The sequence below is a fragment of the Streptomyces sp. NPDC002446 genome (genome assembly GCF_053595675.1).
Genome location: NZ_JBSFYC010000018.1, coordinates 66182 through 87564, shown reverse-complemented (window position 1 = coordinate 87564; position 21383 = coordinate 66182). Strand labels below are relative to the sequence as shown.

The 21383-nt window shown below is 72.0% G+C and carries 19 protein-coding genes and 1 pseudogene; 13 read left to right on the top strand and 7 right to left on the bottom strand.

All coding sequences use genetic code 11. The features are described from left to right. Window positions 1-13: 13 nt before the first annotated feature. From ACWD6P_RS13530 to ACWD6P_RS13515, 4 genes are all read left to right on the top strand, one after another. Window positions 14-889 (top strand): TatD family hydrolase, encoded by an 876-nt coding sequence (locus ACWD6P_RS13530; RefSeq protein WP_451444218.1) that lies wholly within the window; start codon window positions 14-16, stop codon window positions 887-889. 156 nt (window positions 890-1045) lie between these two features. Then, window positions 1046-2200 carry a ubiquitin-like domain-containing protein gene (locus ACWD6P_RS13525; RefSeq protein WP_451444217.1) on the top strand — a complete coding sequence of 385 codons (1155 nt, stop codon included), beginning with the start codon at window positions 1046-1048 and terminating at the stop codon, window positions 2198-2200. A gap of 22 nt (window positions 2201-2222) precedes the next feature. Continuing rightward, complete coding sequence (gene rsmA, locus ACWD6P_RS13520; RefSeq protein ID WP_451444216.1) at window positions 2223-3101, top strand: 16S rRNA (adenine(1518)-N(6)/adenine(1519)-N(6))-dimethyltransferase RsmA; 879 nt, start codon at window positions 2223-2225, stop codon at window positions 3099-3101. Further along, complete coding sequence (locus tag ACWD6P_RS13515; protein WP_451444215.1) at window positions 3098-3997, top strand: 4-(cytidine 5'-diphospho)-2-C-methyl-D-erythritol kinase; 900 nt, start codon at window positions 3098-3100, stop codon at window positions 3995-3997. The genes rsmA and ACWD6P_RS13515 overlap by 4 nt, the downstream gene beginning before the upstream one ends. Before the next feature lie 69 nt (window positions 3998-4066). On the opposite strand, the gene ACWD6P_RS13510 is transcribed toward ACWD6P_RS13515, so the two are convergent. Both ACWD6P_RS13510 and ACWD6P_RS13505 read right to left on the bottom strand, forming a co-directional pair. Next, on the bottom strand, window positions 4067-4555 hold the full coding sequence (locus ACWD6P_RS13510; RefSeq protein WP_451444214.1) for a YbaK/EbsC family protein: 489 nt from the start codon (window positions 4553-4555) through the stop codon (window positions 4067-4069). Between the two features lie 163 nt (window positions 4556-4718). Beyond that, window positions 4719-5462 (bottom strand): alpha/beta hydrolase, encoded by a 744-nt coding sequence (locus tag ACWD6P_RS13505; protein WP_451444213.1) that lies wholly within the window; start codon window positions 5460-5462, stop codon window positions 4719-4721. A 182-nt stretch (window positions 5463-5644) separates the two neighbouring features. Here ACWD6P_RS13505 and ACWD6P_RS13500 point away from each other — a divergent pair, with 182 nt between their 5' ends. From ACWD6P_RS13500 to ACWD6P_RS13490, 3 genes are all read left to right on the top strand, one after another. Further along, window positions 5645-7444 (top strand): ABC-F family ATP-binding cassette domain-containing protein, encoded by a 1800-nt coding sequence (locus ACWD6P_RS13500; RefSeq protein WP_451444250.1) that lies wholly within the window; start codon window positions 5645-5647, stop codon window positions 7442-7444. 299 nt (window positions 7445-7743) lie between these two features. After that, a complete protein-coding gene (locus ACWD6P_RS13495; RefSeq protein WP_451444212.1) occupies window positions 7744-8472 on the top strand; it encodes a response regulator transcription factor in 729 nt (242 codons plus the stop codon). Between the two features lie 226 nt (window positions 8473-8698). Then, window positions 8699-8995: a hypothetical protein gene (locus ACWD6P_RS13490; RefSeq protein WP_451444211.1), complete on the top strand. Its 297-nt coding sequence runs from the start codon at window positions 8699-8701 to the stop codon at window positions 8993-8995. Between the two features lie 82 nt (window positions 8996-9077). Here ACWD6P_RS13490 and ACWD6P_RS13485 read toward each other — a convergent pair whose 3' ends face one another. After that, window positions 9078-9389 carry a hypothetical protein gene (locus tag ACWD6P_RS13485; protein WP_451444210.1) on the bottom strand — a complete coding sequence of 104 codons (312 nt, stop codon included), beginning with the start codon at window positions 9387-9389 and terminating at the stop codon, window positions 9078-9080. Between the two features lie 42 nt (window positions 9390-9431). Next, window positions 9432-11102, bottom strand: a complete 1671-nt coding sequence (locus ACWD6P_RS13480) for a sodium:solute symporter family protein (RefSeq protein WP_451444249.1) — start codon at window positions 11100-11102, stop codon at window positions 9432-9434. 275 nt (window positions 11103-11377) lie between these two features. On the opposite strand from ACWD6P_RS13480, the gene galT reads away from it, so the two are divergent. The 5 genes and pseudogenes from galT to ACWD6P_RS13455 all read left to right on the top strand — a co-directional run. Beyond that, complete coding sequence (galT, locus tag ACWD6P_RS13475; protein ID WP_451444209.1) at window positions 11378-12427, top strand: galactose-1-phosphate uridylyltransferase; 1050 nt, start codon at window positions 11378-11380, stop codon at window positions 12425-12427. After that, the gene (galE, locus tag ACWD6P_RS13470) at window positions 12424-13398 is read left to right on the top strand and encodes a UDP-glucose 4-epimerase GalE (RefSeq protein WP_451444208.1); all 975 of its coding nucleotides are present in this window, start codon (window positions 12424-12426) and stop codon (window positions 13396-13398) included. The genes galT and galE overlap by 4 nt, the downstream gene beginning before the upstream one ends. 55 nt (window positions 13399-13453) lie before the next feature. After that, window positions 13454-14626, top strand: coding sequence for a galactokinase (gene galK / locus ACWD6P_RS13465; protein ID WP_451444207.1), 1173 nt, complete (start codon window positions 13454-13456; stop codon window positions 14624-14626). 270 nt (window positions 14627-14896) lie between these two features. Then, window positions 14897-15673 (top strand): LuxR C-terminal-related transcriptional regulator, encoded by a 777-nt coding sequence (locus ACWD6P_RS13460; RefSeq protein ID WP_451444206.1) that lies wholly within the window; start codon window positions 14897-14899, stop codon window positions 15671-15673. 360 nt (window positions 15674-16033) lie between these two features. After that, a pseudogene (locus tag ACWD6P_RS13455) lies at window positions 16034-16282 on the top strand (transposase); the annotation flags it as partial. A 345-nt stretch (window positions 16283-16627) separates the two neighbouring features. Here the strand turns inward: ACWD6P_RS13455 and ACWD6P_RS13450 are convergent. The 3 genes from ACWD6P_RS13450 to ACWD6P_RS13440 form a co-directional block, all read right to left on the bottom strand. Beyond that, window positions 16628-18619, bottom strand: coding sequence for a beta-galactosidase (locus ACWD6P_RS13450; protein WP_451444205.1), 1992 nt, complete (start codon window positions 18617-18619; stop codon window positions 16628-16630). A gap of 61 nt (window positions 18620-18680) precedes the next feature. After that, window positions 18681-19475, bottom strand: a complete 795-nt coding sequence (locus ACWD6P_RS13445; protein ID WP_451444204.1) for an SDR family NAD(P)-dependent oxidoreductase — start codon at window positions 19473-19475, stop codon at window positions 18681-18683. A 318-nt stretch (window positions 19476-19793) separates the two neighbouring features. Next, on the bottom strand, window positions 19794-20291 hold the full coding sequence (locus tag ACWD6P_RS13440) for a MarR family winged helix-turn-helix transcriptional regulator (RefSeq protein WP_451444203.1): 498 nt from the start codon (window positions 20289-20291) through the stop codon (window positions 19794-19796). A gap of 165 nt (window positions 20292-20456) precedes the next feature. Between ACWD6P_RS13440 and ACWD6P_RS13435 the strand changes: the two genes are divergently transcribed. After that, complete coding sequence (locus ACWD6P_RS13435; RefSeq protein ID WP_451444202.1) at window positions 20457-21278, top strand: trans-aconitate 2-methyltransferase; 822 nt, start codon at window positions 20457-20459, stop codon at window positions 21276-21278. The last annotated feature ends 105 nt before the right edge of the window (window positions 21279-21383 follow it).

Sequence of the window (21383 nt, the reverse complement as noted above, 5' to 3'; positions counted from 1 at the left end):
TAGGATCGCGGCCATGGCACCGCAGGACAACAACACCCCGCCGCCGCTGCCCGAACCGCTCCGGGTGGCGGTCGCGGACTCGCACACCCACCTGGACATGCAGGAGGGCACCGTCGAGGAGGCGCTGGCCAAGGCCGCCTCCGTCGGGGTGACCACCGTCGTCCAGGTGGGCTGCGACATCAAGGGCTCGCAGTGGGCCGCCGAGACGGCTGCCCAGTACGACAGCGTGCACGCGACCGTCGCACTGCACCCCAACGAGGCGCCGCGGATCGTCCTGGGGGACCCCGACGGATGGTCGCGGCAGGGCGCCCGGGAGGCCGGCGGCGACGCGGCCCTGGACGCCGCGCTCACCGAGATCGACAAGCTGGCCGGACTCCCGCAGGTCCGCGGCGTCGGCGAGACCGGCCTGGACTACTTCCGCACCGGCCCCGAAGGCATGGCCGCCCAGGAGCGGTCCTTCCGCGCCCACATCGAGATCGCCAAGCGGCACAGCAAGGCCCTGGTCATCCACGACCGCGAGGCCCACGACGACGTGCTGCGGATCCTGCGGGAGGAGGGCGCGCCCGAGCGGACCGTCTTCCACTGCTACTCCGGCGACGCCGAGATGGCCGAGATCTGCGCCGCGGCCGGCTACTTCATGTCCTTCGCCGGCAACGTCACCTTCAAGAACGCCCGGCCGCTGCGCGACGCGCTCGCCGTCGCCCCGCCCGAGCTGGTCCTCGTGGAGACCGACGCCCCCTTCCTCACCCCCGCGCCGTACCGCGGACGGGCCAACGCCCCGTACCTCATTCCGGTCACCCTCCGGGCGATGGCCGAGGTCAAGGGGATGACGGAGGACGCGCTGGCCACCGCCGTCGCCGCGAACACGGCACGCGCCTTCGGCTACTGAGCCGTCCGGCCCCCGGCCGCCCTCCCGGACCCCGGGCGCCCAACCGCCCGGGGTCCCCCGAAGTGACTACTTTCCGTATCGGTACAACTTTGGAGAGTCGCGGTCGCTCCGCTACATTCCGGCAATCAACCGCATCCGTGGCATGGGGAGCGCGCCGTGAGTCAGTCACCCAGCAGCCACCGCGCCGCGCGCGGCCGTCGCAGGCGCCGTCCTGAACCCCCCGAAGCGCTGCGCCGGGTGCTGCCCCGGGCGCTGGTCGTCGCCTTCCTCGCCGGCGGCACCACCGCCTTCATCGCACACGACAAGGCGATCCGGCTCAGCGTCGACGGCACCCCCCGCACCCTGCACACCTTCGCCGACGACGTGAACGACCTGCTGGCCGACGAACAGCTCGACATCGGCGCCCACGACATCGTCGCGCCCGCCCCCGGAACCCATCTGGCCAGCGGAAACGAGGTCGTCGTCCGGCACGGCCGGCCCGTCGTCCTCACCGTCGACGGACAGCGCCACCAGGTGTGGACCACCGCCGACACCGTCGACGACGCGCTCCGCCAGCTCGGTGTGCGCGCCGAGGGCGCCTATGTGTCGGCCTCCCGCTCCCGCCGCATCGAGCGGCACGGCATGGAACTGGCCGTCCGCACCGAACGCTCGGTGGTCTTCGTCGCCGACGGCCGCGAACACCGGATCCGCACCAACGCCGCCACCGTCCGCGAAGCCCTCGCGGAGGCCGGCCTCGCACTGCGCGACCAGGACACCACCTCGGTGCCGCCGGACAGCTTCCCGCGCGAGGGCCAGACCATCTCCGTCCTGCGGATCACCGGCGCCAAAAAGGTCCGCGAGGAACCCATCGCGTTCCGTACGGTCAAGCGCAGCAACCCCGCACTGACCCGCGGCACCGAGGCGGTCGTCCAGCAGGGGCGGCCGGGCGTGCGGCGGGTCACCTACCGGCTGCGCACCGTCAACGGCGTCAAGCAGAAGCCGAAGCGGACCCACACCGAGGTCGTGCGCCGCCCACGCCCGCAGATCGTGCACATCGGCACCAAGGAACTGCCGACCTCCGTGCGCGGCGCCGACCAGCTCGCCTGGGAGGCGCTGGCGGAGTGCGAGGCGGGCGGCCGGCCCGACGCCGTCGACGCCTCGGGCACCTACGGGGGGCTCTACCAGTTCGACGTCGACACCTGGCACGCGCTCGGCGGCACCGGCCGCCCCCAGGACGCCCCGGCCCAGGAGCAGACCTACCGGGCCAAGAAGCTCTACATCAGCCGGGGGGCGAGCCCGTGGCCGCTGTGCGGCCGTAAGCTTCACGGGTGAACGAGCGCAGCGAGGCTTTGGCATGAGCAAGAGCACCACCGACGACCACGGTCCCCTGCTGGGGCCCGCCGACATCCGCGAGCTGGCCGCCACGCTGGGCGTACGTCCCACCAAGCAGCGCGGCCAGAACTTCGTCATCGACGCCAACACCGTCCGCCGTATCGTGCGGACCGCCGAGGTCCGGCCCGACGACGTCGTCGTCGAGATCGGCCCCGGCCTCGGCTCACTGACCCTGGCGCTGCTGGAGGCCGCCGACCGGGTCACCGCCGTCGAGATCGACGAGGTGCTCGCGGCGGCGCTGCCGTCCACCGTCGCCGCCCGGATGCCGGACCGCGCCGACCGCTTCGCGCTGGTCCACAGCGACGCCATGCACGTCACCGAGCTGCCCGGCCCCCCGCCCACCGCGCTGGTCGCCAACCTCCCCTACAACGTCGCGGTCCCCGTGCTCCTGCACATGCTCGCGACCTTCCCGACCATCGACCGCACCCTGGTCATGGTCCAGTCCGAGGTCGCCGACCGCCTCGCCGCCCGCCCCGGCAACAAGGTCTACGGCGTGCCCTCCGTCAAGGCCAACTGGTACGCCGAGGTCAAGCGGGCCGGCGCCATCGGCCGCAACGTCTTCTGGCCCGCGCCCAACGTCGACTCCGGCCTGGTCTCCCTGGTGCGCCGCAGCAAGCCGGTCGAGACGACCGCCACCCGCGACCAGGTCTTCGCCGTCGTCGACGCGGCCTTCGCCCAGCGCCGCAAGACCCTGCGGGCCGCGCTGTCCGGCTGGGCCGGATCGGCCCCCGCGGCCGAGGCCGCACTGCTCGCCGCCGGGGTCTCCCCGCAGGCCCGCGGCGAAGCACTGACCGTCGAGGAGTTCGCCCGTATCGCGGAGAACCGGGAGGCAGGCAAGTGACGCAGCCGGTGACGGTCCGCGTACCCGCGAAGGTCAACGTCCAGCTGGCGGTCGGCGCCGCCCGCCCGGACGGCTTCCACGACCTGGCCAACGTCTTCCTCGCGGTCGGCCTCTACGACGAGGTCACCGCCACCCCGTCGGACACCCTCCGGATCACCGCCGAGGGCCACGACGTCGACCGCATCCCCCTCGACCGGACGAACCTGGCCGCCCGCGCCGCCGAGCTCCTCGCCGCCCGCCACGGCATCGAGCCGGACGTCCACCTCCACATCCGCAAGGACATCCCGGTCGCCGGCGGCATGGCCGGCGGCAGCGCGGACGCCGCCGGCGCCCTGCTGGCCTGCGACGAGCTGTGGTCGACCGGCTCCTCTCGCGCCGAACTCCTCGACATCTGCGCCGAGTTGGGCAGCGACGTCCCGTTCAGCCTGGTCGGCGGCGCGGCCCTGGGGCGCGGCCGCGGCGAGCTGCTGACCCCGCTGACCGTCGGCGGCACCTTCCAGTGGGTCTTCGCGGTCGCCGACGGCGGGCTCTCCACCCCGGCCGTCTACCGCGAGTTCGACCGCCTGACGGAGGGAACGGACGTACCCGAGCCGGAGGCGGCCCCCGCGCTGCTGGCCGCCCTGGAATCCGGCGACGCCACCGCGCTCGCCGCGTCCCTCGCCAACGACCTCCAGCCCGCGGCCCTCTCCCTCTGCCCGGCCCTGACCGCCACCCTGGACGCCGGCACCGCCGCCGGCGCCCTGGCCGCCCTGGTCTCCGGCTCCGGCCCGACCACCGCGTTCCTGGTCAAGGACCCCGAGTCGGCGGCGGAGGTGGCGGCGGCCCTGCTGGCGTCGGGCACCTGCCGCCAGACCAGGGTGGCGCAGTCCCCGGCGCCCGGCGCAACGGTCCTCTAGGGCCTGACCGATGGGCCAGGGCCGGACAGGCCCTGGCCGCCTCCCGTACCTCCAGCGCCTCTTCCCCCGTCAGTCGAGTGACACCGGCTCGACGCGGGGGCCCGCGATGCTCACGTAATCCCGTGCCGACAGCGCGAGGGAACGGTCGAGCCGTGCGGCGTTGAAGAAGAACTCCGCATGCTCCAGCAGCTGCGGATCGACGAACAGCTCCAGCCGTTCGTCGAACGAGAAGGGAAGGATGGTTCCGCTGGCGGAACCGGCGAGCTCCTCGGCGATCTCCGGCGAGGCGAAGGAGGCGTACGTACCCTCGTACAGCGCCTTCACCTTGGACAGGTCGACGCGTTTGTCCCCCGGGACGACGACCAGCGCATAACGCTTGGTCTTCTTGCCGATCTTCACCATCACGATCAGGCACTTCGCGGCCTGGCCGGTCGCATGGCCGCGAAGCCGGCTGACCGCCTCGGTGGCGCCCTCCGGGGCGTGGTCGATCAGCCGGTAGTCGGCCGAGTGCTCATCGAGCAGTGCGATCAGTTTCTCGTAGGTGTCGCTCGGCGCCATGGGTTCTCCTGCCGCAACCGGTCTTCGTATCCAGCGAGTTGGCCATTATGCCCGCCGGACCCCCGCCGCGGGCGCGCGACACCTCGACCACAACTCCCCGGGGTGGTTCAGGTAATACGACTCCCGGCCGGCGGGGTGACGGCTGCCCTGACGCGGCAACGTCTCAGACCGCACCCGCGGCGGCCGCCAGCACCCCCGCCGCCAACCGGCCCGCCCGCACGGCGTGTTCGGCCCTCGTCGGAACGCAGCGGTTCGCCGCCGGGTCGTACTCGGTCATGATCACGCCCGCGTGGTCGGTCTCCGGTTCCTGGAGCGTCGCCGGACGGCCCGCGGTGCGCAGCGCCTCCGCCAGGTCGTGCGAGTGACGGGCGTCCACGGCCGCGTCCCGGCTGCCGTGGACGAGGTGCACCGGGACGGCCGGGGCCGGGCCCGCGGCGAGATCGGCCAGCGGGGCCGTGCCGGTGGTGCGCGCCGGCAGGTCGTAGCGGCCCGCGATGCCCACCACCGCCCTCGGCCGCCAGCCCGGTGTGCTCTCCGGCCGCAGCGCGACGCCCAGCGCGGCCCCGGCGCCCCCCGACCACCCGGCCAGCGCGAACGCCTCCCCGTCGCCGCCCAGCCCGCCCGCCTCCTTGCGGACGAAGGAGACCGACTCCAGAAGATGCGCACGGCCGGCGTCCGCGGCGTCCGAGCGCCAGTCCGGTACGAGGACCAGCAGGCCGCGGGCCGCCGCGGCGCGCGCGAGGGGGGCGAGGATGTCCCGCTCGTCGGGGCCGATGCCGTGCCAGAGCAGTACGGTCGGCGCCGGGCCCGGCCTCCCCGCCGGGCGGTAGAGGTCCAGCCGCTTGCCGCTGGGGCCGTAGACCAGCCCGCGTTCCGTCTCCACTGCCGTACCCGTCTCGGATGTCATGGTGATCACGCTAGCCAACGGGCGCCGCGCGGCCTCAGGCACCCGCGACGGCCACCGTCAGGAAGCCGCTCATCCGCCTCCGCCTGCGGGGAGCTCCGCTGCGGACGGGGCGTTTCCGCGCGCCGACTACGCTGGGAAGGTCGATCGGTGTGAAGCGCATCGATGGGAAGCGCAGGAGTGAGATGGCCGTCAACCTCGTCAATCTGGAAGCCGTCGGGAAGGTCTACGGGACCCGGGCCCTGCTCGACGGTGTCTCTCTCGGCGTCAACGAGGGGGACCGGATCGGCGTCGTCGGACGCAACGGCGACGGCAAGACCACCCTGATCCGGATCCTCGCCAAGCTGGAGGGCGCGGACGACGGCCGGGTCACCCACTCCGGGGGCCTGCGGCTCGGCGTCCTCACCCAGCACGACTCCCTCGACCCGGCCGCCACCATCCGGCACGAGGTGATCGGCGATCTCGCCGATCACGAGTGGGCGGGCAACGCCAAGATCCGCGATGTGCTGACCGGGCTCTTCGGCGATCTGCACCTGCCGGGGTTCGACAAGGGCCTGGACACCGTCATCGGGCCGCTGTCCGGCGGTGAGCGGCGCCGGATCGCGCTGGCCAAGCTGCTGATCGCCGAGCAGGACCTGATCGTCCTCGACGAGCCGACCAACCACCTGGACGTCGAGGGCATCTCCTGGCTGGCCCGGCATCTGCAGACGCGGCGCTCGGCCCTCGTGGTCGTCACCCACGACCGCTGGTTCCTCGACCAGGTCTGTACGCGGATGTGGGACGTTCAGCGCGGCGATGTGCACGAGTACGAGGGCGGCTACAGCGACTACGTCTTCGCGCGGGCCGAGCGGGAGCGGATCGCCGCCACCGAGGAGGTCAAGCGGCAGAACCTGATGCGCAAGGAGCTGGCGTGGCTGCGGCGCGGCGCCCCGGCCCGTACGAGCAAGCCGCGGTTCCGCATCGAGGCCGCCAATGAGCTGATCGCGGATGTGCCGCCGCCGCGGGACAGCGCCGAGCTGATGAAGTTCGCCAGCTCCCGGCTGGGCAAGACCGTCTTCGAGCTGGAGGGCGTGACCGTCCAGGCCGGACCGAAGGTGCTGCTCAAGCACCTGACCTGGCAGCTCGGCCCCGGCGACCGGATCGGTCTGGTGGGCGTCAACGGCGCCGGGAAGACCTCGCTGCTGCGGGCGCTGGCCGAGGCGGCCCGTACGCAGGGCGAGGCGCAGCCCGTGGCCGGCAAGATCGTCGTCGGCAGGACCGTCAAGCTGGCGTATCTGTCGCAGGAGGTCGCCGAGCTCGACCCCACCTGGCGGGTCCTGGAGGCCGTACAGCGGGTGCGCGAGCGGGTCGACCTGGGCAAGGGCCGGGAGATGACCGCGGGCCAGCTGTGCGAGAAGTTCGGGTTCACGAAGGAGAAGCAGTGGACGCCCGTCGGCGACCTCTCCGGCGGTGAGCGGCGCCGGCTGCAGATCCTGCGGCTGCTGATGGACGAGCCCAACGTCCTCTTCCTCGACGAGCCGACCAACGACCTGGACATCGAGACGCTGACCCAGCTGGAGGACCTGCTCGACGGCTGGCCCGGCTCGCTGATCGTCATCAGCCACGACCGGTACTTCGTCGAGCGCACCACCGACCGCGTCTTCGCGCTGCTGGGCGACGCCGCGCTGCGGATGCTGCCGCGCGGCCTGGACGAGTACCTGGAGCGCCGCCAGAAGGTCATCGACGCCGCCGTTCCGGCGCCCGCCCCGCAGGCCGCGGCGCCGAAGAAGGCCGCCGCCGTCAACCGCGCGGCACAGAAGGAACTCCAGAAGATCGAGCGGCAGTTGGACAAGATCAGCGCCAAGGAGAGCACCCTGCACGCGCAGATCGCCGAGCACGCCACCGACTTCGAGAAGGTCGCCGGACTCGACGCCCAGCTGCGCGAGCTGACCACCGAGCGGGACGAGCTGGAGATGCGCTGGCTGGAGCTGGCGGAGGACGCGTAAGAGGTCCCTAAGGTCCCTAGGGGGCGGTCGAACACCTCCCGTAGGGGTGGCGAGCGCCCCCTGCGGGGCCACAACGGGGTGGGGGCGGGAGGTATTCCGGTGGGGGTGGGAGGTATTCCGCTGGCGCCCCAAATCCGGCCGCGTGGGCGGCAATCGGCCCCGATTGGCCGGGATTCCAGCATTCCGGGGGTCTTCTCCCCGGTAGGGGGCGCGCTCGGCGATCTGAGAGTGTAGCTTCCCGGGGACGAGCGGCCCGGCCGGGGCCGCGCCGGGGCCCGCCGGAGTGGAGGGGTTGCTCGATGGGCGTGCGGCTCATGGTGGTCGACGATCACCGTCTGCTCGCGGAGGCGCTCGCCTCGGCGCTGAAGCTGCGCGGGCACCGTGTGCTGGCCGCCGCCGCTCCCAGCGCCGGTGCCGCCGACCTGGTGGTGAGCCGGGCGCCCGAGGTGTGCCTGCTGGGCACCGCGACGCCCGCCGAGCCGGGCACCTTCGACCCGGTCGTACGGATCAAGAAGGAGCGGCCGCAGGTCGCGGTGGTGGTGCTGGGGCCGGTGCCCAGCCCGCGCGGTATCGCCGCCGCCTTCGCGGCCGGGGCCTCCGGATACGTCCGCAACGACGAGCGCATCGAGGGCGTGGAACGCGCCATGATGAAGGCCCGCGCGGGGGAGTCGGCGGTCTCCCCGCAGCTGCTGCAGCAGGCCTTCGAGGAGCTGCTGCACCCCGCGGCGCAGCCGGACGACGAGGGCGCGCGGCTGCTGGAGCTGCTCACCCCGCGCGAGGTCGAGGTACTGATGCGGGTCGCGGACGGCGAGGACACCCGGCTGATCGCGGCCGGTATGGACATCGCGCCGAGCACCGCGCGCACCCATGTCCAGCGGGTGCTGATGAAGCTGGAGGTGGGCTCCCGGCTGGAGGCCGCCGCGCTGGCGGCCCGCACCGGGCTGCTGGACCGGGCGGGCAACGGCCGTGCCGCGTCCGCTCCCGCCCCGGCGGCGGCCGCCGACGCTCCGGTTCCGCCGCCGCGGTGACGGTCGACGCTCCTGTTCCGCCGCCGCGGTGACGGTCGCCCCGGGGTCCCCCGGCTGTGCGGTCCCGTCACCGACGTGCCCGTGCCGGCGCACCCGGCCGACCTGCGCACCTCAGCGGCAACCACATACGTCCCGCACGGTCAAGCCCCGAATGTCCGGGCCGTGACGCGGCCGTGGCGGCGGGTTTCCATCGAATCAGGCTTTCCGCCGACGAAAGGAACCCACCATGATGGACAAGCCGAAGCGCCGCCTCGCCTGCACAGCCCTGCTCCTCGCAGTGGTCTCGGGCCCCGTCGTGTTGAGCGGCACCGCGATGGCCGACTCGCGTCCGCCGAAGCCCGTGGTGAAGACCGGCCTGGTCAAGGCGAAGAAGGGGGCGCATCAGGCCGTGGCGCAGCAGTCGGGCTGGAAGGTCGAGCAGGGGGAGCAGTACACGCGCTGCTGGGAGGACGAGGAGCGCCAGCAGAGCATCTGCGAGACGGTCGTCAGATGGCCCGACGGCAGTGAGACCGTGGTCGGGTGACCGGTCGGGTGACCGGTCGGGTGACCGAGCGGGCGGGCGCCCCGGGGAGGGGGCCCGCCCGCCGAAGGTCCGTCCGACAGGCCTAGTCCTGCGGGGGACCGTCCTCCCCGGCCCCCTCCGTCAGCTCCGCCGCCGTCGGCGGGACGGCCGGCCGCAGCTTCAGCCAGACCAGGAAGAACAGCCCCAGGGCGAGCATGCCGAGGCCCGTCCACAGGTTGATGTTGATGTCCTGGGCCTTCTTCAGGTCCGCGTCGTCGGCCGTCAGGCCGGCGATGGTGACGATCACGCCGTAGACGACGAACAGGCCGCCGATGATGCGCCGTACGTCGAAGAGCCGCGCGGCGGTCGCCGACTCGCGCTCCAGCTCCTCGACCTCGTGCTGGTAGTCACTCATGGTGGGTCAACTCCGCTGGTTCAGGCAGGTGTTCAGGCAGGTTCAGAACGAGAACGGGATGTAGCAGACGGCGGCGAGGACGACCGCGCCCCAGCCCAGCAGGGCCGGCTTGCGGTACCAGGCGTCGTCGCCCTCGGCCGGCAGCTCTTCCATGCCGGGGGACCTGGTGCCGTAGACCAGGCCGGCCAGCGACTCGGCGGGCTTCGGCTTGGTGACCCAGGTGACCACGAGCATCACGAGCGCACCGACGACGAAGGCGACGATCGAGGAGACGAAGTTGGCGCCCTGGTCGGAGGGGATCGAGATGACGCCCTGCTTGTAGAACCAGAAGTAGTTGACCATGGCGGCGACGGTGCCGCTCAGCAGGCCCCAGAACCCGGCCGCGGCGCTGGTCCGCTTCCAGAACATGCCGATGATGAAGACGACGAACAGCGGGACGTTGAAGAAGGAGAACAGCGTCTGGAGGTAGTTCATGATGTTGCTGAAGGACGAGGCGATGAACGCCGTGCCCATGCCGATCAGCACGCCGACCGCGGTGACCACCCGCCCGGTCCTGAGGTAGTACGCGTCCTCGCGGCCCTTCTTGAGGTACGCGGCCCATATGTCGTTGGTGAAGACCGTGTTGAAGGACGACACATTGGCGGCCATGCCTGCCATGAAGGCGGCGAGCAGACCGGTCACCGCGATGCCGAGGACGCCGTTGGGCAGCAGGTCGCGCATCAGCACCGGGATGGCGTCGTTGTACTGGAGTCCGTCCTTGGACTTGCCCAGCGTCGGCTCCATGACCAGCGCGATCAGGCCGGGTACGACCACCACCATCGGTATGAAGATCTTGGGGAAGGCGGCGATCAGCGGGGTGCGCTTGGCGGCGGAGAGGTTCTTCGCGGACAGTGCGCGCTGCACCTCGGCGAAGTTGGTGGTCCAGTAGCCGAAGCTCATCACGAAGCCCAGGCCCAGGACGATGGTGAGCCAGTTCGCGCCGAGCGGGTTGCCCTCGCCGATGCCGGTGCCCTTCCAGGCGGTCAGGAACGCATCGCCGTGCGAGGAGGTCAGCGAGTGGGTCAGCCCGTCCCAGCCGCCGACGCGCTTGAGGCCGACGACGGTCAGCGGGATCAGCGCGGCGAGGATCACGAAGAACTGCAGTACCTCGTTGTAGATCGCTGACGACAGCCCGCCGATGGTGATGTACGCCAGGACGAAGAAGCCGGCGACGACGATCGCGACCCACTCCGGCCAGCCCAGCAGCGCCTCCAGCACGATCGCCATGGCGTACAGGTTCACGCCCGCGATCAGCACCGACGAGACGGCGAAGATGACCGACGACAGCAGGTGCGAGGAGGGCCCGAAGCGGTGCAGCAGGAACTCGGGCACCGAGCGGACCTTGGAGCCGTAGTAGAACGGCATCATCACCAGGCCGAGGAAGACCATCGCCGGGATGGCGCCGATCCAGTACCAGTGGACGGTGTAGGCCCCGTACTGCGCGCCGTTGGCGGCCATGCCGAGGATCTCGGTGGCGCCGAGGTTGGCGGCGACGAATGCCAGACCGGTGACCCAGGCGGGCAGCGACCGCCCGGAGAGGAAGAAGTCCAGGCTCGTCTTCACGCTGCGCCGGGCGGCGAAGCCGATGCCGAGGACGACGACGAAGTAGAGGGCCAGGATCGTGTAGTCGAGCCCGTTGGTGGGGAGCCGTAGCCCTTCGGCCAGCGTGATCATGTCATAGCTCACTTCCGGGGGGCTGGGGGTCGCCCCCCAGAGGACGCAGCTTTGCGTGCGATCTGAACGCACAGAAAGCTACGCCCGGGCGGTCAGAAACTGAATACTTTTGTTCGTTTCAGTTGTTGGATCGTGATGGGCGAGGGTGGATGGGGGTCGATGGGGGTGCTAACTCCCGCTATCCACGGTCATGATCCGCACATTGACGCAACTGTTTAGTTGTGCTTCATTGTGTTTGTTTGTGTTTGGTCGGTGTGGTGGGTGAGGAGCTCCCGGTGAAGAAGACGACGACCCGGCTCGCGGACGGACGGGAGCTCATCTACTACGACGCACGCGACGACGCCGTACGCGACGCCGTCGACCACCGCCCCCTCGACCCCGTCGCCACCGCCTCCGAGATCCGCCACGACCGCCTCCTGGGCGACCGCGTGGCCATCGCCTCACACCGCCAGGCCCGCACCTACCACCCCCCGGCCGACGAGTGCCCCCTGTGCCCCTCCCGCGACGGCCGGCACTCCGAGATCCCCGCCGCCGACTACGACGTCGCCGTCTTCGAGAACCGCTTCCCCTCCCTCGCCGGCGGCAGCGGCCGCTGCGAGGTCGTCTGCTTCACCTCCGACCACGACGCCTCCTTCGCCGACCTCACCGAGGAGCAGGCCGCCCTGGTCCTCGCGGCCTGGACCGACCGCACCGCCGAACTCTCCCGACTCCCCGGCGTGGAACAGGTCTTCTGCTTCGAGAACCGCGGCCAGGAGATCGGCGTCACCCTCGGCCATCCGCACGGCCAGATCTACGCCTACCCCTTCACCACCCCGCGCACCGAGCGGATGCTGCGCTCGCTCACCGCCCACCGCGCGGCCACCGGAGGCAACCTCTTCGACGACGTCCTCGCCGACGAACTGGCCGACGGCCGCCGGATCGTCCTCGAAGGCGAACACTGGGTCGCCTTCGTCCCGTACGCCGCCCACTGGCCCTACGAGGTGCACCTCTACCCCCGGCGCCGGGTACCCGACCTGCTCGCCCTCGACGACGCCGCGCGCACCGAGTTCCCGCGGATCTACCTGGAAGTCCTGCGGCGCTTCGACCGGATCTTCACCGCGGCGGACGGTGCCGCGCGCACGCCGTACATCGCCGCCTGGCACCAGGCGCCGGTCCGCGCCGAGCAGCGCGAGGAGTTCGCACTTCACCTCGAGCTTTTCACCATTCGCCGGACTTCCGGCAAGCTGAAGTTCCTCGCGGGTTCCGAATCCGGCATGAACGTGTTCATCAACGACGTGCCGCCGGAGGCCGCGGCCGAGCGACTGCGAGAGGTAGCGAGCGAGTGAGCAAGAAGTACCTGGTCACAGGTGGGGCGGGATATGTCGGAAGCGTCGTTGCCGCGCATCTGCTGGAGGCCGGTCACGAGGTGACCGTGCTGGACGACCTGTCCACCGGGCACCGCGTGGGCGTCCCCGACGGCGCCGAGTTCATCGAGGGCCGCATCCAGGACGCCGCCAAGTGGCTCGACGCCTCGTTCGACGCGGTGCTGCACTTCGCCGCGTTCTCCCAGGTCGGCGAGTCGGTCGTCAACCCCGAGAAGTACTGGCGCAACAACGTCGGCGGCACCATGGACCTGCTCGCCGCCATGCGCGACGCCGGCGTCCGCACACTGGTCTTCTCGTCCACCGCGGCGACCTACGGCGAGCCGGTGAGCACCCCGATCACCGAGACCGACCCGACCGCCCCCACCTCGCCGTACGGCGCCAGCAAGCTCGCCGTCGACCACATGATCAGCGGTGAGGCCGCGGCGCACGGCCTGGCCGCCGTCTCGCTGCGCTACTTCAACGTCGCCGGCGCCTACGGCAGCTGCGGCGAGCGCCACGACCCCGAGTCGCACCTCATCCCGCTCGTCCTCCAGGTCGCCCAGGGCAAGCGCGAGGCGATCTCCGTCTACGGCGACGACTACCCGACCCCCGACGGCACCTGCGTCCGCGACTACATCCACGTCGCGGACCTGGCCGAGGCCCACCTGCTGGCGCTGGACGCCGCCACCGCGGGCGAGCACCTGATCTGCAACCTCGGCAACGGCAACGGATTCTCGGTGCGCGAGGTCATCGAGACCGTCCGCAAGGTCACCGGCCACCCCATCCCCGAGATCACCGCCCCGCGCCGCGGCGGCGACCCCGCCGTCCTCGTCGCCTCGGCACAGACCGCCGTCGACCGCCTCGGCTGGCGCCCCAGCCGCGCGGACCTGGCGGGGATCGTTGCGGATGCGTGGGCGTTCGCGCAGTCCATTTCCAGCCCGTCCGGCGCTTGAGGACCGGGGTGCGGGGCGGAGCCCCGGCGAAGGCCAACCAGCACAAAGGAGCCACGTGACACAGACGGCGCACGGCGCACCCCGCACCGCCGCGGCATTCGGCGAGGTGTACGGGGCGAAGCCCAAGGGCACCTGGGCCGCCCCCGGCCGCGTCAACCTGATCGGTGAACACACCGACTACAACGACGGCTTCGTGATGCCCCTGGCCCTCCCGCACACCACCCTCGCCGCCGCCGCGCCCCGCACCGACGGGGTGCTGCGCCTGCACTCCGCCGGCGCCGACGGCGGGATCGTCGAACTGCGCGTCGACGAGCTCCGCCCGGCGCCGCTCCAGGCGGGCTGGGCCGCCTACCCGGCGGGCGTCGTCTGGGCGATGCGGGAGGCCGGACTGCCCGTAGGCGGCGCGGATCTGCACTACGACAGCACCGTGCCCACCGGCGCCGGGCTCTCCTCCTCCGCCGCCCTGGAGGTCGCCACCGCCCTCGCGCTCAGTGACCTCTACGGCCTGGACCTGCCGCCGCAGGACCAGGCCCGGCTCGCCCAGCGGGCCGAGAACGCCTTCGTCGGCGTCCCCTGCGGAATCATGGACCAGACCGCCGCGGCCTGCTGCACCGAGGGACACGCGCTGTTCCTGGACACCCGCGACCTGACCCGCCGTCAGGTCCCCTTCGACCTGGCGGGGGAGGGGCTGCGCCTCCTGGTGGTGGACACCCGGGTCAAGCACCAGCTGGGCGACGGCGCATACGCCGAGCGGCGCGCCGGTTGCGAGCGTGGCGCGCGGGCGCTCGGCGTACGGGCCCTGCGTGACGTGCCCTACGCACAGCTGCCCGACGCGCTGGCACAACTGGCCGACGAGCCCGCCCTCCAGGCCCTCGTACGGCACATCGTGACCGAGAACCGGCGCGTCGAAGAGGTCGTCGCCTGCCTGGACGCGGGCCGCCCCCGCGCCATCGGGCCGCTGCTGACGGCCGGCCACGCCTCGCTCCGCGACGACTTCGAGATCTCCTGCACCGAACTCGACCTCGCCGTCGACACCGCCAACGCGGCCGGCGCCCTGGGGGCCCGGATGACCGGCGGCGGCTTCGGCGGCTCGGCGATCGTGCTGGTCGAGGAGCCGGCCGCGGCGGCCGTCGGCGCGGCGGTCACCAAGGCGTTCGCGGCCGCCGGACACACCACCCCCCGGATCTTCGAAGCCGTCCCGAGCGCGGGAGCACACCGCGTCGAGTAGGGCGCGCCGACCGGCGCGCGGCCACCGGGCACCGGCCAAATGGCCCGGGAGGGGGAGCAGTTTCGCCAATCACCTTCCCTTGCCGCACCCCGTCCGTACGCTGAGATCCTGCACCGGTGGGGGCCGGTGCTGATCAGGGGGCGAGACCGTTCGGGTACGGCGCCCCGGGTGGGGGTAGTCATGCGGCACGGCGGCGGCCGTGCGGTTGAGGCGATCTTCAATCCGGGCGTCGTGCCCGCTATGGTCCGTTCACCGAGACAGGGGGTCTCTGTGCAACGTATCCGGGTTCTGGTGGTCGACGACCACCGCATCTTCGCCGAATCCCTGGCCGCCGCGCTCGCCGCGGAACAGGACGTGGACGTCGCGGCCGCCGGCAGCGCGCCCGCGGCCCTGCGCAATCTGGACCGGGCGGCCACCGAAGGCCGCCGGTTCGACGTGCTGCTGGCCGACGCCGACCTCGCCGCGCCGCTGCTGGCGGTGCCCGCGCAACCACCGGGGCCGGCCCGCGACGCCGTCCCGCGCAGCTGCCCGCGCGACGGCATCGCGCTCGTCTCCGGCCTGCGCACCAGCCACCCGTATCTGCGCACGGTCGTCCTCGCCGACCGCGACGACCCGCGCCGCGCGGCCGCCGCCCTGCAGGCCGGCGCTTCCGGCTGGGTCGCCAAGGACTGCTCGCTGTCCCGGCTGCTCGCCGTCATCCGCGGCGTACTGCGCGATGAGACGCATCTGCCGCCGGCGCTGCTGACGGGCGTACTGCGCGAGCTGACGGCCGCCCGCAAGCACCGTTCGGAGAGCGAGCGACTGGTGGAGTCGCTGACACCGCGTGAGCGCGAGGTACTGCGCTGCATGGTGGCGGGCCTAGGGCGCAAGGCCGTCGCCGAGCGCCTCTTCCTCTCCCCACACACCGTCCGCACCCACATGCAGAACGTCCTCGGCAAGCTCGGCGTCCACTCAACCCTCGCAGCGGTGGCCCTGGCCCGCCGGGCCGGAGTGGGCCCGGTCGAGCTGGAGACGGCGACGGCGACGGCTTCGGTGCCGGTGCCCTAGGCCCTGCCTGACAAATGATCAGTAGTTCTCCGGGGTCGGGTGAGCGGGTAACGGCCTTGCTGGGGTAGACGGTGGGCCGCGATGCTGGGCCCGTGGCAGGACAGAGGAAGCGGAAGCGACAGCAGCAGGAGGGGCGCCGGCGGGCCGCTGTCCGCTTCGCCCCTGAGGCGGGACGCTGGGAAGTGCTCTTCGAGACTCAGGACGAGTCGGAATGGCGCGCTCAGGTCCGGCGCCTGCGAGCTGAAAACGAACAGATCGATTGGACAGCGGTCCGAATGGACACCCTCTGCGGGCGGTTGGCTCAGCCGACTACTTATCGGTTGAGCCTGTTCGTCCCGACGTCTGGGCCGTTGCCCGTCGATGACCCGCCTAACAATTGATCACGCGGCCGGTAGACGCGAGCTTACGGATGCAGCGTGGAAGCTGAGAGAACCACTGCTTCCGCAGGTGGACGGGCCCTGGTCGTCCATGCGTGAACATCGGCAGGTGGTCAACGGGGTGCTGTGGCGGTTGCGGACCGGTGCGCCGTGGCGCGACCGGCCCGAGCGGTACGGACCTTGGCAGACGGTCTACGAGCGGTTCAGCCGCTGGGAAGCGGACGGGACGTGGCTCCCGACGGGGGCGCGGCCACAAAGCCCAGTCAGTACGGCCACGCCCCGGCTGGCCAGCGTGATCCGGTCGGTGGCCGCCGTGTCCGTGGCGTCCGCCGCCAGTGCGTCCGGCGGGGGTGTCGGCAGCCGTACCTCGACTGTCTCCGTGAAGAGGTACCGTCGGCCGGCGCCCTCGCGGACGGTGGCCTGGACGCCGGGGCAGGCCCGGCAGTACGGGCGCCACGTCCGCCGCCTCCCGTACGTCGTACGTCGTCCAGCAGCGCCCGCATCAGCGCCGGATCGAGCCGGGTACCGACGCACCAAACGCGGGGGGCGTGGGCGGTATTCCCAGCGGGGCGCGGCCTTAGGGCCCGGTCAGTACGGCCACGCCCCGGCTGGCCAGCGTGATCCGGTCGGTGGCCGCCATGTCCGTGGCGTCCGCCGCCAGCACATCCCGCATCCGCTCCGGCAGCCCAACCTCCACGCTCTCCGCCCCGTGGTTGAGCAGGAAGAGGTACCGGCGGCCTGCGCCTTCGCGGACGGTGGCCTGGACGCCGGGGGGCAGGCCCGGCAGTACGGGCGCCACGTCCGCCGCCTCCCGTACGTCGTCCAGCAGCGACCGCATCAGCGCCGGATCGAGCCGGGTGCCGAGGTACCAGACGGTGCCCCGCCCGTAGGAGTGCCGGGTCACCGCGGGGCGTCCGGCGAGGTCCCCGTCGGTGAAGCGGGCCAGCGCCGTCGCCCCTTCGAGGTCGATGGCCTCCGACCACAGGTCCGCGCGCCCCGTATAGGTTCCGTCGACCGTCAGCGAACGGCCCTCGTCCAGGGGCCAGAACTCCTCCACCCGCAGCCCCAGCAGCTCCCGCAGCGGTGCCGGAGCGCCGCCCGGATGCACCCGGTCGTGCTCGTCGACGATCCCGGAGAAGAACGACACCAGCAGCCGGCCGCCGTCGCGTACGTACGCCGTCAGCCGCTCGGCGTCGCGGGCGGTCAGCAGATAGAGGTTGGGTGCGACGACCAGCCGGTAGCCGGACAGTTCGCGCTGCGGCGGCACCACGTCGCACGCCACACCCGCCTCGAACAGCGGCCGGTAGTGGTCCAGCGCGATGCGGGAGTGCTCCAGCGCCGTCGACGGCTTGGAGTCCAGCTCCAGTGCCCACCAGCTGTGCCAGTCCGCCAGCAGCGCCACGTCGGCCCGCGAGCGGGTCCCCTCGATGCCGGGTACCGACGCCAATTCCCGCCCCAGGCACGACACTTCGCGGAAGATCCGGGTGTCGCTCCCGGCGTGCGGCAGCATCGCCGAGTGGAACTTCTCCGCGCCGCCCAGGGACTGCCGCCACTGGAAGAAGAGCACCGCGTCCGCGCCCTGGGCGACGGCCTGCCAGCTCCACAGCCGCATGGCGCCGGGCGGCTTGGGACCGTTGCGGGGCCGCCAGTTGACCGCGCCCGGCGCCTGTTCGAGCAGCATCCAGGGCTGCCCGGAGCGCGCCGAGCGCATCAGGTCGAAGACATAGCCGGCCCGGATGTGGTCGTCGGCGGTATGAGGGTCCTGGTAGAAGTCCAGCGCCATCGTGTCCATGTGCGCCGACCAGGCGAACGCGTCGACCGGCTTGTGCTGCGGCATCAGATTGGTGGTGACGGGCACATCGGGGGTCAGGCGCGTAAGGACCGCCTTCTCGGCGAGGTAGCAGGCGCGCAGCGCGTCGTCGCCGAAGCGCAGATAGTCCAGCTGCTGCGCGGGGTTGGGGAAGGTGGGCGCGGTGCGGGGCGGCAGCACCTCGTCGAAGTCGCCGTAGGCCTGCGACCAGAAGGCCGTCGACCAGGCGGCGTTGAGCGCGTCGACGCTCTCGTAGCGCTCGCGCAGCCAGCGCCGGAAGTCCTCGGCGGAGACCTCGCAGAAGCACTCGCGGGTGTGGCAGCCGTACTCGTTGCCGACGTGCCACATGGCGAGCGCCGGATGGCCGGCGTAGCGGGCGGCGAGCTGCTCGACGAGGCGTACGGCGTGTGCGCGGTAGACGGGGCTGGAGGGGCAGTAGTGCTGCCGGCCGCCGGGCCAGCGGCGCTGCCCGTCGGGGCCCTCGGGCAGGATCCCGGGATGTGCGCGGGAGAGCCAGGGCGGCGGGGAGGCGGTCATCGTGGCCAGGCAGACGGCGATGCCGGCGCCCGCCAGCCCGTCCATGACCCGGTCGAACCATCCGAAGTCCCACTGCCCGGGCCGGGGTTCGACCTTCGCCCAGGAGAAGATCCCGGCGGTGACCATGGTGACATGGGCCGCCTTCATCAGCTTCAGATCCTCGGCCCACACCTCCTCGGGCCACTGCTCGGGGTTGTAGTCGCCGCCGAAATGGATGCCCATGGATCCCCCTACGGATCGAATCCCGGACGGGGCGGTACGGCCCCGTGCCGGCCGGGTCAGCTCATGACGAGTTCTTGTACACGCTCCAGCCGCCGTCCACGACGAGGCTCGCGCCGGTGACGAAGGACGCCTCGCCGGAGAGCAGAAAGGCGATGGCGGCGGCGACCTCCTCGGGCCGCCCCAGCCGCCGCGCCACCGTCTCCGCGGCGCTGGCCTGCCGCTCCTCCTCGCCGATACCGGCCCAGGCCGCCGTCAGCACCGGGCCCGGCAGGACGCTGTTGACCCGCACCTGCGGCCCGTACTCGACGGCCAACTGGCGCCCCAGGCCGGTCAGTCCGGCCTTGGCCGCCGCGTAGGCGGGCCGCCCCGGCAGACCCACCAGGGCATGCACCGACGAGGTCAGCACCACCGCGCCGGCGCGTGTCCGCAGGTCGTCGAGGACGGCGCGGACGCCGAGGAAGGACGCGGTCAGGTTGACCGCGAGCTGGCGGTCCCAGTCCGCGAGCGAGGTCTCGTCGGCGGCCGCCACATACGGCAGGAAGGCGTTGCTGACCAGTCCGTCCACCGGCCCGTAGCGCTGCCGCGCGGCCTTGGCCGCCCGCCGCCAGTGGTCCTCGTCCGCCACGTCGCAGTGCTCGTACGAGGCCCGGCCGCCGGCCGCCCGGATGCGCCGGGCGAGGTGCTCGCCGCGCGCGTCGTCGATGTCCAGCAGCAGGACGCCGGCGCCCTCGGCCGCCAGCCGGTCGGCGGTGGCCGCCCCGATCCCGGCGGCGGCCCCGGTCACCAGGACCGTCCGGCCCTCGAACCGCTTGCCGTAGGGGCCGTTCGCCGGGTGCGGTGGTCGCTGCTGGCTCATGGCGCGATCCAAGTGCACAAGGCTCGCGGTGGGCAAGGGGACGTGGTACGAGACGGGCGTGCGTCAATTCATGGGGCGCGTGCGCCATGCTTGCGCGCCGTCAAATACGGCGCGTATCAACTCACCGCGCGCCGCTGCTGGTTCCCTCCCGGAGTCGTGTGCCTCCGGCATTGCGACCTCGACCGACAGCGCCCGCGCCGTATGCCCGGGAGTGCGCGCCCCCTCATCCACCTCGGAAAGTCGGCGGAGGTCCGGCCCGCAAGGCGGACGGACGGCACCGCACAACGATCGTTACCCGCTGGGGAGCGCCGCTGCGCACTACCCGGGGATGTTGTCGAACGGGCCCGTCAACTGCCGCAGCAGTCCGGCCAGTTCGCTGCGCTGCTGGCGGGAGAGCTCGGCGAGAATGGCACGCTCCTGGACCAGCAGTCCGGCCAGCGACTGGTCGGCCTTGTCGCGGCCCTCGGCGGTCAGCCTGACCAGCACTCCCCGCCGGTCGCTGGGGTCGGGCAGCCGCTCGACGAGGTCCTTCTTGGCGAGCCGGTCGATGCGGTTGGTCATCGTCCCGGACGTGACCAGAGTCTGTGTCAGCAGCGCTCCGGGGGAGAGTTGATAGGGCGCCCCGGCCCGGCGCAGGGCCGTCAGCACGTCGAACTCCCAGGGCTCCAGCCCCACCTCGGCGAACGCGATACGGCGGGCCCGGTCGAGGTGCCTGGCCAGCCTGGAGACGCGGCTGAGGACCTCGAGCGGCTCCACGTCGAGGTCCGGGCGCTCACGGCGCCATGCAGCCACCAGCCGGTCGACCTCGTCCTCCATGACGATCAGTGTAGAGGGTCTGTCGATGTGAAGTCTCTTGACGTCGAGATATATTTTCCTGGACGATTGGGCATCGTCGGCGGGAGCTCGGTTTCCAGCCAGGACGGACCGATCCGGACCGAGCCAGCTTTGTGTCAGCCCTGCACCAGCAAAGAGGTTCAGAACATGCACGACACGCCAATCTGGGACCCGCAGCAATACCTCCGCCACTCCGGGCACCGTACCCGCCCCTTCCACGACCTGCTCACCCGGATTCCGGAACTCCCCCGGCAGGGCCGCCCCGCCCGCATCGCCGACCTCGGCTGCGGACCGGGCAACGTCACCGCGGAGCTCGCCACCCGATGGCCCGACGCGCATATCACCGGCTACGACAACTCCCCGGAGATGCTCAAGGAAGCCGAGAACCACGCCGGGCCCACACCGGGAGGCGGCCACCTCGACTTCGCGCCCGCCGACGCCGCCGACTGGGCACCCGAGGAGCCCTACGACCTGATCGTCTCCAACGCGGCGCTGCAGTGGGTCCCCAACCACCCGGACTCCTTCGCCCGCTGGATCGACGCCCTCACCCCCGGCGGCACCTTCGCCTTCCAGGTACCCGGCAACTTCACCTCGCCCAGCCACGCCCTCCTCGGCGAGCTGTGCGACAGCCCGCAGTGGCGCGAGCGCCTCACCACCCACGGCCGGCGCTTCGTCCACATCCTGGAACCCGCCGAATACCTGGAGCGCCTCACCGACCTCGGCTGCGCCACCGACGTATGGGAGTCCACGTACGTCCAGCTCCTGGAAGGCGACGACCCGGTCCTCGACTGGGTCAAGGGCACCGCCCTGCGCCCCGTCCTGACGGAACTGGAGGACGACCCCCTCGCCCGCGAGGCCTTTCTCGCCGAGTACCGGGACGCCCTGCGCAAGGCCTACCCCACGGGCCGCCACGGCACGGTCTTCCCCTTCCGCCGCATCTTCGCCATCGCGCAGAAGCCGGCCGGCTGACCGCTACCGCCCCCTGCCGAGACGAGGTGACAGCCATGATCACCGGCCTCGACCACAGCGGCTGCTGGTTCGAGGCCGGCACGGGCGGTGGGCGGCCGGGCCGGG